The sequence below is a fragment of the Mycolicibacterium iranicum genome (assembly GCF_014190915.1).
GTDB classification, from domain to species: Bacteria; Actinomycetota; Actinomycetes; order Mycobacteriales; family Mycobacteriaceae; genus Mycobacterium; species Mycobacterium iranicum_B.
Genome location: NZ_JACHVU010000005.1, coordinates 309,137 through 320,463 on the forward strand (window position 1 = coordinate 309,137; position 11,327 = coordinate 320,463).

An 11,327-nucleotide genomic window follows, 5' to 3' on the forward strand; every position below is an offset into this window, starting at 1 on the left:
CCGAGCTGAGAGTCGAGATCTACGTCCGGGGGGCGGTGCAGACTAGGAGTGCTGGCTTCTGAACACCCGGCCGCGCTAGCCCTACACCTCGGGCGGGGACTCACGCGGCCTATGCGTCCTCCACCCTGATGGCGTCGTTACCACTCGTAGCCACGAGCTAAACGACTTCCGCTCCGTTTCTTCGGAGCGGGTCCCGGTGTCACGCCGCGAGGATGAAGGACAGGAAGAAGCCCGCTGCGGTCGCGAACGAGTTGACGGGACGGCCGTGCTCGAAAGCCTCGGGCATCAAGGTGTCGGCCAGCGACGCCAACACCGCCCCACCCGCGAAGGCGAGGGCGACCGCAAGGACCGGGTCGCTGAGTTCCCCTGCGGTGACGCGGCCGACCACGACGGCGGCGGCCAGCAGGACGGCACAGGCAAGCCAGACCCCGATCACCGCGCGTGCGCCCATCCCGGACTTGCGCATGGACATGGCTCCGACGAGGGATTCGGGAAGGTTGGAGAAGAAGATGGCGACGAGCAGCGACAGCGACGCGCCTCCGACCAGGGAGACACCCAGCGCGAGGTTCTCGGGCACGCCGTCGAGGGTCACCGCCGCCAGGAGCGCCAAGCCGACTCCGCGCCGGGCGCCCTCGGCGACCACCTCGCGTTGCTCGGGTCCCGAGTGCCCGCTGACGTAGCGGTCGAGCAGGCTGTCGGCGATGACGAAGGCCGCCGCCCCGGCCAGCAGGCCGAGGCCGGAATGCAGGGCCCCGCCCAGGTGAAACGACTCTTCGAACAGCTCGAAGGCCAGCGCCGAGATGAGGGCGCCGCTGGCGAACGCCAACAGGACACCGGTGACCTTCTTGGGCATGTCCCAGCGGGCGCCGATGGCGGCGCCGATGATCAATGCACTCGAGGCGGCAAGGCCGAACAGAACGGCGGTCAGCATCAGCACTCCATCCAGTCGCGGCGACGTTCAGGAACTGTGGTTCGTCAGCTTCAGATATACCGCTGATCCGGGGCGGAAACAGCGCCTTTGGCAACCTCCGGTGCATATTCGGGTCGCCGGTGTCGACGAACTCGGCGGCTCAGGACGTCGGTAGGGGAGCACCGGAGTATCAAGCTCTCCCGTGACCCTGCGTGGGATGTGCTCACGGCGACGAAGTCGGCCAGACGAAATACGCAGGGCTAAAGGAATTCTCGCAGCAGGGCGCATGCAGGGACCCCCGGCGGTGGGTAAACGCGATTTCTCGTCGACCGCTATGCGGCGTCGTGACGCCGTCTGCGCCGCAGGACAGGCGCGGCGCCGGCGATACGGGCGGTGGGCTCGCCTGCCTGATTGCGCAGCTTGGCCAGCGCAGAGGACAGCAGACGCGAGATGTGCATCTGAGAACAACCGATTCGTTCGGCGATCTCGGTCTGGGTCATCTCTTCGAAGAACCGCATCCGCAGGATCGCCTGCTCGCGTGCGGGCAAGCTCGTGATGAGCGGACGGATGGTCTCGACGTCGAGCACCTTGTCCAGACGGGAGTCGCGCTGGCCGAGCGTTTCTCTGATGGCCAGGAATTCTCCGCTCTGGCCCTGCCCGGCATCGGTGGAGACGGTGGCGTAGTTGCTGCTGGCTATCGTCGCCTGGATCAACTCTTCGCGGTCGATGCCCAGATGAAGTGCCATCTCGCTCGGCGTGGGTGCTCGACCCAGACGCTGGCTGAGTTCTGACCGCGCATCTTTGAGCTGGTTGTTGAGTTCTTTGAGGCGCCGCGGCACCTTGACCGCCCACCCGCAGTCACGGAAGTAACGCCGTACCTCGCCCATCATGGTCGGTATCGCGAATGCCAGAAACTCCGAACCGTTGTCCGGGTCGAAGCGTTTCACCGCCTGGACGAGCCCCACGCTGGCCACCTGGAAGAGGTCCTCGTGGGACTGACCGCGTCCGCGGAAGCGTCGCGCAATGTGGCTGGCCAAGGGCAACGTGAGATCGATGATGGCAGCGTGGGCGCGCCGATACTGCGCAGAATCGGGATCGAACGTTCTCAGTTCCCGGACCATCGCGGTGACGGCCGCGTAATCGTCGCTTCGTTCAGACATGTGATCCGCTGCTTTCGCTAGGTAGTCCCTGTGCGGCTCGCGCTTCTGAACCCTGTGCACGGCGATACCCGCCATAAGCGGGTTGAAACCGCGCCGACCCGAAACTGGCGTCGCGTCGCAGCGGATGTACCGGTATCCCAGAGACCTAGCGCAGAGCTGCAGAGATGAAGTCCCGCGCCCGATCGAGCATCGAGGCGAACGGGCCCACCGCGAAGTTGCGGGTCGCGGTCTCCACGCCGGGGTGAGGGCGGGTCGGGGCGATCGCCTGCGCCGCCTGGACGGCGGTGACCATGCGCTTGAGGTCGCCGGCGCTGAGATCGCGCTGCAGCCTGTTGAATTCTTCGCTCTCCTCCCGCTCGGCGTGATCGATGACCATCGTCTTGAGCAGGATCACGCCGTCGAGGAATTCCTTGGAGTCGATGTCCATCTTCTCCAGCGCGGACAGCTGCTCTTTCGCATCATGTTCTTCCTGCAGGCGGACGTCGACGATCTGATCGCCGCCGTCGATGTCCTGACGTGCGCGCGGATGAACGACCATCTCCTCGGCCGTCTCATGCACGGCAAGCAGCTGCCGCAATTCGACGAACGCCTGTTCCCGCGCCTTCGATCCGGACGCGTAGACGACGTCGTCGAACATGTCCTTGATCAGATTGTGCTGACCACGAAGGAATTCGACCACGTCATCGGTCGACTGCACGAACGTTTCCACCACGGCACACCTCTGGGTCTCTGTTGATCGTTTCGAGCTGCTGTGAATCTGTGCCGCACCGGGTGCTGCACTCGACCGGAGGATTACCGAACGCCGTGCGCTCAAACCGGGCGTCGGGTCAGATCGTGCGTTTGTCGGATTCTGGCCCGGGTACGAACCTCGAAGTGCCCACTGTGAACACCGCGAGGCGCGCCGTCCCACGACCGAACGCCGGAGGCGGCCACTGTGCCGGCCGTTGTGGTCACCCGAGAGTTCTCTTGACGCCGAGGAGGCAACATGTACCTACACACTGAGCGGCTCATCAACGAAATCGCCGTCGACGAGCCGGATCCCGCTGCAGCGAACGCGCTCCAGGAGGGGTTGGGCGGCCAGTTCGGCGAGATGCGCACGATGATGCAGTACCTGTTCCAGAGCATGAACTTCCGTGGTGATGCGCCGTCGAAGCCGTACCGCGACCTGCTGCAGGGCGTGGGAACCGAGGAGATCAGCCACGTGGAACTGATCGGCACCACCATCTCGCGATTGCTCGACGGCTCTCCGGAATACCGGGGCAAGAAGACCGACCCGCTGGACCAGCCGGGCGCGAAAGGCGCCACCCCGCTCAAGATCGCGTTGGACACCAGCAACATCCATCATTATCTGGTGGGAGCCCAGGGCGCTCTCCCGGTCGACGCCGCGGGCAACCCCTGGCTCGGCTCGTATGTGTACAACAGCGGAAACCTGGTGCTCGATCTGCTGTACAACCTGATGCTCGAATCGACAGGCCGGCTTCAAAAGTGCCGCATCTATCAGATGACCGACAACAAGGCCGCACGGTCGACGATCGCCTACCTGATCGTCCGGGACCAGGCGCACGAGAACGCCTTCGCCAAGGCGTTGGAAAGCCTGGGCGTCAACTGGGGATCGGTGCTGCCGATCCCGAAGACGAACGCCGAGCAGTTCCCTGAGGTCAAGAAGCTGCTCGATCAGGGTCTGCAGAGCATCCAGTTCACCTTCAGCGCCGATGACCAGAGCCAGGCGGCGAAGCTCTACCGCGGCGCTTCACCGTCCAATGACGGCACCGAGCTCAGCACCGAGGTCCTGCCCGAAGGGTTCCCGATGACCATCGCACCCGAGCGGCGCGAGGAGTTCTCACCGGGACTCGATCCGGAACTCCTGGCGCTCATCCAGGCCACCGCCGAGGTCGAGATCGCCTCGAACGACACGTAGCACGTCAGCGCGAAAGGGCGGGCGGTACCTCCTGGGAGGTGCCGCCCGTTCTCGCGAACCGTCCGTGACGTGAATGTCGTTGCCGCACAGTAATTCACCACAGCACCCCGGTGACGTCCCCCAGCGTCGATCCGTTGAGCATGGTGAATGAGCGGCACAGTGCAGCCCGGTACTATCCGCGTATGGACGCAGATGGTCCGGGTACGGCCGACAGGCTGCCCGAGGAGCAGGCCACCCTCATCGTCGAGGTGTTCCGCATGCTTGCCGACCCGACCCGCATCCAGATCCTGTGGGCGTTGACCTCCAGCGAGCGATCGGTCAACGACCTCGCCGAACACGTCGGCAAGCCGGCCCCCTCGGTGTCGCAGCACCTGGCGAAACTTCGGATGGCACGGCTTGTCCGCACCCGCCGCGAGGGCACGACGGTCTTCTACCGACTGGAGAACGATCATGTGCGCCAGTTGGTCGTCGACGCGGTGTTCAACGCCGAGCACGCGGGCCCCGGCATTCCTGGGCACCACCGTGGCGACCGGTCGATCACCGATGCTGCCGGCTCGGCCTAGCCGCCAGCGTCGGCCCGGGATTGCGCGGCGCGCTCCAAGACGACCGTCGCGATTCGCGTAGTGGACTACTCAAGTCACGGTGTGGCTGACGCGGGAGGGTGACCTCTGGGCGTCGCCTCGCCCACCACTCGCATTGGAGGTCATCATGTCTGTCACACCCTGGGTTCAGGCCGCGGCGACAGCCGCCACCGGCGTGGCGCTGCTTCTCGGCGGAGCCGCGTCCGCGTCCGCCGGTCCTGCCGATGAGAGCCCGGACATCTCGTTCAATCCGCACCCGGGCGGCATCACCGCCACCATTCAGAGCTGGACCAGAGATCCGACGAACTGCACGTACACCGCGAACAGCATCAGGCGTGATTTCTTTCTGCCGGGACACAACGGAACCGTCGACAACTTCGCCGCTGCACAAGCGCGGCTCGAGTTTCCCGGCGTACCGCTGTTCCGGAAGTGGAACGTCAACGTGTCGTGCGTCAACGGGAAGTCGGTGTCGACGACATACTGGTACTGACGAGCGGCGCACTGGATCGGGAGGCCTTACCTCAGAGGTAATCGCCGGCGGACGCGGCATCGTCGACACTCGGTGTGAGAGCACCACGGGCTGCGCAATTCGGGCGGCCCCATCGAGGGGAGTCCCTGATGTCGACGGCCGGCGAAGACAATGACATTGCGCCAGAGGGCATCGCAGGTTCGCGCATCGTCCCCGAGATCGGCGGTGACGTCGGCGCAGACTCAGCCAGACCCCCGATCCTGTTGCTGCACGGGGTGTTCGGCACACCGTCGCTGTTGCGACCGTGGTCGGAGCGTTTCGAAGCGGCCGGCTACCGCGTTCGCGTTCCCGCACTGCCGGGTCGTCAGCCGTCCGACGACGTCACGCTGAGAAGCCTCGGAATCGAGGACTGCTACGAGGTGGCTGCAGCGGCCTACGACTCCCTCGGTGAACCCGCCGTCGTGGTGGGACACAGTCTCGGTGGCCTCCTCGCGCAGCGGATCGCGGCCTCCCGGACGCCGCCGGCCGTAATTCTGTTGGCCCCGGTCCCGCCGGGACCACTGTGGACGCAGGCCAGATCGGTGCCGCACCTCGTCCCGGTACTTCCCTCCATCCTGCGTGGCAGACCGTTCCTCCCCCGCCCGAAAACCATGCGGGAAGTACCGCTGAGCACGCTGCCCCGCGACGAGCAGGACGCGCTCATCCCCGAACTGGTCCGGGACTCAGGGCGGGTCTTCCGCCAGATGTCACTGGGTGCGAAACCGACACGGGTGCGGGCACTCGACGTCACCTGCCCCGTGCTGTGTGTCAGTGCCGGGCAGGATCGCAACGTGGCCCCATGGATCTCCCGCCGCATCGCCACGCGATACGGGGCACAACACCACGTCCACCGCGATCTGCCGCATTGGATCGTGGCGGCGTCGGCGGTGGACCGCGTCTTTCCACCCGTGGCGCAGTGGCTTGACGTTCAAACATCCCAAACGCGAAGAAATCATTCGTAATTCGTCCTATTTGCGTGCGGTACGCCGCGGCCCGCGCACAGGCTAGCGTGGGTGCATGGACGACGGACGGGGTGAGACCGCGTTCGATCGCGGGGGCGAACGCACAAGTAGTGCCACGGCCGCCGAATTCGACGCGTCGAGGGTCGCCCGGGACACGATGGAGGAGCTCGTCCGAGCCATCGTCGCCATCGGGTCCGACCTCGACCTCGACGTGACGTTACGTCGTATCGTGACGGCCGCGCAGGAGCTCAGCGGCTCTCGCCTGGCAGCTCTGGGCATCTGCGACCCGGAGGGCACGCTCAGCTCGTTCGTCAGCAGCGGCTTCGACGACGCCGACGCGCGCCAGTTCGGTTCCCTGCCCATCGGCGCGGGACTGCGCGTCACCGACCTGGGCGCGCAGACCGCCGAACTGTTCGTCGACGGGCGCATGATCCGGGCGTTGTTGGCTATCCCGATCACCGTGCGTGCCACGCACTTCGGCACGCTGTACCTTGCCGACGACCGACCGGGATGGGTGTTCTCCGACGCCGACGAGAACGCCGTCCGCGCCCTGGCCACCGCAGCGGCGGCCGCCATCGACAACGCCCGGCTGTTCGAACGCGAACGGGAATCGGCGAAATGGATGAGGGCCAGCCGGGAGATCACCAGTGCGCTGCTGTCGGGGGATCCCCAGACGGGACCGCTGCAACTCATCGTCAACCGGGCGTTGGAACTGGCGGATGCGGAGCAGGCGATCCTGCTCGTGCCCGCAGACCCCGAACTGCCCGCCGGCGACGTCGACACCCTCGTCGTTGCGGCGACCGCGGGCCGATACGCCGCGGAGGTGATCGGTCGCCAGGTCCCGATGGACGCGTCGACCACCGGTGGCGTGGCACGGCGCGGTCTGCCGCTGATCACCGACTCCTTCCAGTATCCGATCGAGGGCTTCACCGACGTGGGGGAGCGCTCCGCCATCGTCATGCCACTGATCGCCGATGAGGCCGTGCTGGGTGTCATCGCGGTGGCACGCCGACCGCGGCAGGCGGCGTTCGACGAGGCCTACCTCGAACTGGTCAGCGATTTCGCCCGGCACGCTGCGATCGCCCTGGCTCTGGCGGCGGGACGTGAGCATGCTCTGAACCGTCAACTGGCGGAGGCCGACACCGTCGATGACGCGGTGCGCGGTGCCGCCGAGGAGCTGCGCAGGCTGTGGCGCGCACGCCGCGTCCTCGCGGTCACCTTCCCGGTGGCCCGTTCGGCCGATGCGGCCCCCGGCGTCGTATCGACTGCGGGGGAGGTGCACTGGTCCGAGCTGCCCGTCGACACCCGGCAGATCGTCGAGCTGCTGAAGCAGGGCGACCTCCTCACGCCGCAGACGGTGGAACCCGGCACGGCCGGTATCGCCCTCCAGCACCCCGAGGGCGTCCTGGTCATCTGGATCAGCCTCAACGATCAGCGATCGTTCACCCTTGAGGATCAAACCCTCCTGACCGTCCTCGCCGGCCGAATCAGCGTGGGACTGCAACGTGTTCACCAGGTCGACCAACAACGTGAAACGGCGCTGACCCTGCAGCACGCGATCCTGGGCCCGGCCGATCTCCCCCCGGGGTTCACGGTCCGCTACCAGGCTGCCACCCGGCCGCTGCAGGTCGGCGGGGACTGGTATGACGTCGTCGACCTCGATGACGGATGTATCGCCCTGATCGTGGGTGACTGCGTCGGGCACGGTCTCGTCGCCGCAACCGTGATGGGTCAGGTGCGCAGTGCGTGCCGTGCGCTGCTGTTCGACAACGACAGTCCCCATACCGCCTTGGCGAAGATGGACCGGTTCGCCGCCCGCCTGCCGGGTGCCCAGTGCACGACGGCCATTGTGGCCGTGCTGGATCCGAGCTCCGGCGAACTCGCCTATTCCAGTGCCGGACATCCGCCACCGCTGATCGTCCACGCAGACGGCAGCGTGCAGATGCTCGACGAGGCCCACACCATCGCGCTGGGCCTGCGGCTCGACTGGCCGCGGCCCGAAGCCCGGGTCACCCTGCCGGCGGGCGCGACACTGCTGTGCTACACCGACGGTTTGGTGGAGCGCCGCGGAAAGACGTTGGAGCACGGTATCTCTCGGGCTGCTGCCGTCATCGCAGACAGCCACGGGGCTCCCCTGGACCAGCTGGCCGACGACATCATGGCGCGTCTGGCTCCCGAGGGTGGCTACCAGGACGACGTCGCACTTCTCCTGTACCGGCACCCCGCCCCGCTGGAGTTGACCTTCGACCCCGACATCGGGAACCTGGCGCCGACACGCACCGCGTTACGTCGTTGGCTGGTCAGCGCGCACATGGCCCCGGACCGTCTGACCGACGTCCTGGTCGCCGTGGGCGAAGCCGTCGCCAACGCCATCGAACACGGTCACCGGCACGGGCAGCGCGGGACCGTCACCGTGCAGGCCACTGCGTTGGTCGACCGGATCCAGTTGGTCGTCACCGACACCGGGTCGTGGAAGATCCCTGATCCCGAACCCGATCCGTACCGCGGCCGGGGTCTCGGAATCATGCGAGGACTCATGCACGACGTGGCCGTTGCTCACGACACGGCCGGGACCACCATCCATCTCTCCGCGAGGATTGCCTGATGCCACCGCTTCTCACGCTCACGTCCACCCGCACCGGTGAGGGCGATGTCGTTCTCGGCGCTGTGGGCGAGATCGACCTGAGCAACGTCGACGAGTTCCGAAAAGCGTTCTACGACGCGGTCGCTGAAGCCGAGGCCGCCGGCGCCAGGCTCGTGGTCGACTTCGGCGCGGTGGAATACGTCGACAGTGCCGGTATCAACGTCCTGTCCGCCGGCGCCGAGGTGATCCACAGGCTGATCGTGCACCCGCTGCTGAAGACGACGTTCACCGTCAGCGGTGTCACCGAACTCGTTGCGGTCGAACTGGCTTCGGCCGATCAGGCGACGTAGCCGTCGGCCACCGACAGTGCGTCGTCGAGGATTCGCAGACCCTCTGCGACCTCCTCGTCGGTGACGTTGCACGGCGGCACGGCGTGCACGCGGTTGAAGTTCGCGAACGGCAGCAGGCCACCGGACTTGCATGCGGCCAGGACCGCCGCCATCGCGGGACTGGAACCGCCGTAGGGGGCCAGCGGCTCGCGGGTGTCAGGATCGGCGACCAGCTCGATCGCCCAGAACACCCCCAGGCCGCGGACCTCACCCACGCAGCGGTGGCGGGCGGCCAGGTCGCGCAGGCCGGGGCCGAGAACCTGTTCACCGATCCGGGCGGCATTGGCGACCATGCCCTCGTCTTCCATCGCGGTGATGGTGGCGACCGCGCACGCGGTGGCCAGCGGATGTCCCGAGTAGGTCAGGCCTCCGGGGTAGGGGCGGTCGGCGAACGTCGAATAGATCGCCTCGTTGATCGCGACGCCACCGAGCGGAACATAGCCTGACGTCACGCCTTTGGCGAAGGTGATCAGATCGGGTGTCACGCCGAAGTTGTCGATGGCGAACCACGCACCGGTACGACCGAACCCCGCCATCACCTCGTCGGCGATGAACACGATGCCGTGGCGATCGCAGATCTCCCTGACGCCGGCCAGGTAACCCGGCGGCGGAACCATGATGCCGGCCGTCCCGGGGACCGACTCCAGGATGATCGCGGCGATCGTCGACGGCCCTTCCATCTGGACCAGGCGGTCGAGGTGTTCGAGCGCTCGCTGCGTCTCCTGCTCTTCTGTCTGGGCGTGGAAGGTCGAGCGGTACAGGAACGGCCCGTTGAAGTGGACGACGCCGGCGTTGCCGTGGTCGTTGGGCCAGCGGCGGGGGTCGCCGGTGAGGTTGATCGCGGTCTCGGTGCCGCCGTGGTAGGAGCGGTAGCGCGAGAGCACTTTGTAGCGGCCGGTGTGCAGGCGGGCCATCCGCACGGCGTGTTCGACCGCGTCGGCTCCGCCGTTGGTGAAGAAGATCCGGTTCAGATCACCCGGCGTGCGCTCGGCGATCAGCCGGGCGGCTTCAGAGCGCGCATCGTTGACGTGCTGGGGCGCGATCGTGCAGAGCGTCGCGGCCTGTTCGGCAATGGCGGCAACGACTTTCGGGTGCTGGTGGCCGATGTTGGTGTTCACCAGCTGCGACGAGAAGTCGAGGAGCCTGTTGCCCTCGCCGTCCCACACGTACGAACCCGCGGCGGCCAGCACCGTCATCGGATTGATCTGTGCCTGCGCCGACCACGAATGGAAGACGTGTCGGCGATCGAGCTCGTGGGCGCGCTGCCCGCGCGCGATCGCCACCTCGAGGTCCTCACCGGTGGGCAACGCGGTGCGGTCGGTGGGCTCTTCGGTGATGGTCACAGATGATCCTTTGGCGGGCCGCGCGGAATCCGTCCGCGCGAGGGTGCGTGATGTTGGGTTCGCGGGCGGCGTGTCCGGGGCGGACACGCACGCTCGCGAAGGGGGATGAGGTGTTGGGGTTTAGGTGTTTTCGGGGAAGCCGAGGTTGATGCCGCCGTGGCTGGGGTCGAGCCAGCGGGTGGTGATGGCTTTTTGGCGGGTGAAGAAGTGGACGCCGTCGAGGCCGTGGGCGTGGCTGTCGCCGAACAGGGAGGCTTTCCAGCCGCCGAAGCTGTAGTAGGCCATGGGGACGGGGATGGGGACGTTGATGCCGACCATGCCGACTTCGACTTCGTTTTGGAAGCGTCGGGCTGCGCCGCCGTCGTTGGTGAACAGGGCGGTGCCGTTGCCGTAGGGGTTGGTGTTGATCAGTTCCAGGGCCTGGTCGTAGGTGTCGACCCGCAGCACGGACAGGACGGGGCCGAAGATTTCGTCGGTGTAGACGCTCATCTGGGGGGTGACGTTGTCGAGCAGGGTGGGGCCCAGCCAGAACCCGGCTGAATCCCGTTCGGGGCCTGTCTGGCTCATGACGGTGCGGCCGTCGACGACGACTTTGGCGCCGTCGGCTTCGCCGGCGTCGATGTAGGAGGCGACTTTGTCGCGGTGGGCTTGGGTGACCAGGGGGCCCATGTCGGCATTTTTGGTGCCGTCGCCTGTTTTGATGGCGCGTGCCCGGTCGCTGATTTTGGCGACCAGGTCATCGGCGATCGGGCCGACGGCCACACACGCGCTGATGGCCATGCAGCGTTCCCCGGCCGAGCCGAACCCGGCGTTGACCATGGCATCAGCGGCCAGGTCGAGGTCGGCGTCGGGCAGGATCACGGCGTGGTTCTTGGCCCCGCCGAGGGCTTGGACACGTTTGCCTGCCGCGGTGCCGGTGGCGTAGACGTACTGGGCGATCGGGGTCGACCCCACGAAGGAGACGCTCTTGAT

Annotated in this window: 11 protein-coding genes; 6 read left to right on the forward strand and 5 right to left on the reverse strand. The window is 66.7% G+C overall.

Features of this window, described 5'->3' with window-relative positions; genetic code table 11:
• Positions 1 to 199: 199 nt before the first annotated feature.
• The 3 genes from FHR72_RS14435 to FHR72_RS14445 all read right to left on the reverse strand — a co-directional run bounded on the left by FHR72_RS14435 (position 200) and on the right by FHR72_RS14445 (position 2,782).
• Complete coding sequence (locus FHR72_RS14435; RefSeq protein WP_183469091.1) at positions 200 to 931, reverse strand: ZIP family metal transporter; 732 nt, start codon at positions 929 to 931, stop codon at positions 200 to 202.
• A 311-nt stretch (positions 932 to 1,242) separates the two neighbouring features.
• Positions 1,243 to 2,070, reverse strand: a complete 828-nt coding sequence (locus FHR72_RS14440) for a SigB/SigF/SigG family RNA polymerase sigma factor (RefSeq protein WP_183469158.1) — start codon at positions 2,068 to 2,070, stop codon at positions 1,243 to 1,245.
• 145 nt (positions 2,071 to 2,215) lie between these two features.
• Positions 2,216 to 2,782, reverse strand: coding sequence for a hemerythrin domain-containing protein (locus tag FHR72_RS14445; RefSeq protein ID WP_183469093.1), 567 nt, complete (start codon positions 2,780 to 2,782; stop codon positions 2,216 to 2,218).
• Positions 2,783 to 3,055: 273 nt separating this feature from the next.
• On the opposite strand from FHR72_RS14445, the gene FHR72_RS14450 reads away from it, so the two are divergent.
• From FHR72_RS14450 to FHR72_RS14475, 6 genes are all read left to right on the forward strand, one after another.
• The gene (locus FHR72_RS14450) at positions 3,056 to 3,988 is read left to right on the forward strand and encodes a manganese catalase family protein (protein ID WP_183469095.1); all 933 of its coding nucleotides are present in this window, start codon (positions 3,056 to 3,058) and stop codon (positions 3,986 to 3,988) included.
• Positions 3,989 to 4,170: 182 nt separating this feature from the next.
• On the forward strand, positions 4,171 to 4,551 hold the full coding sequence (locus tag FHR72_RS14455) for an ArsR/SmtB family transcription factor (protein ID WP_183469097.1): 381 nt from the start codon (positions 4,171 to 4,173) through the stop codon (positions 4,549 to 4,551).
• A 145-nt stretch (positions 4,552 to 4,696) separates the two neighbouring features.
• The gene (locus FHR72_RS14460) at positions 4,697 to 5,059 is read left to right on the forward strand and encodes a hypothetical protein (protein ID WP_183469099.1); all 363 of its coding nucleotides are present in this window, start codon (positions 4,697 to 4,699) and stop codon (positions 5,057 to 5,059) included.
• 128 nt (positions 5,060 to 5,187) lie between these two features.
• Positions 5,188 to 6,039 carry an alpha/beta hydrolase gene (locus FHR72_RS14465; RefSeq protein WP_183469101.1) on the forward strand — a complete coding sequence of 284 codons (852 nt, stop codon included), beginning with the start codon at positions 5,188 to 5,190 and terminating at the stop codon, positions 6,037 to 6,039.
• A 55-nt stretch (positions 6,040 to 6,094) separates the two neighbouring features.
• On the forward strand, positions 6,095 to 8,644 hold the full coding sequence (locus FHR72_RS14470) for a SpoIIE family protein phosphatase (RefSeq protein ID WP_183469103.1): 2,550 nt from the start codon (positions 6,095 to 6,097) through the stop codon (positions 8,642 to 8,644).
• Positions 8,644 to 8,973 (forward strand): STAS domain-containing protein, encoded by a 330-nt coding sequence (locus FHR72_RS14475; RefSeq protein WP_183469106.1) that lies wholly within the window; start codon positions 8,644 to 8,646, stop codon positions 8,971 to 8,973. Before FHR72_RS14470 ends, FHR72_RS14475 begins: the two co-directional genes overlap by 1 nt.
• Here the strand turns inward: FHR72_RS14475 and FHR72_RS14480 are convergent.
• Together FHR72_RS14480 and FHR72_RS14485 are read right to left on the reverse strand one after the other, a co-directional pair.
• Positions 8,961 to 10,355, reverse strand: coding sequence for an aspartate aminotransferase family protein (locus FHR72_RS14480; RefSeq protein WP_183469108.1), 1,395 nt, complete (start codon positions 10,353 to 10,355; stop codon positions 8,961 to 8,963). The two genes, FHR72_RS14475 and FHR72_RS14480, sit on opposite strands and share 13 nt — an antisense overlap.
• Before the next feature lie 120 nt (positions 10,356 to 10,475).
• On the reverse strand, positions 10,476 to 11,327 hold an 852-nt coding region (locus tag FHR72_RS14485), incomplete at its 5' end, for an aldehyde dehydrogenase family protein (protein WP_183469110.1).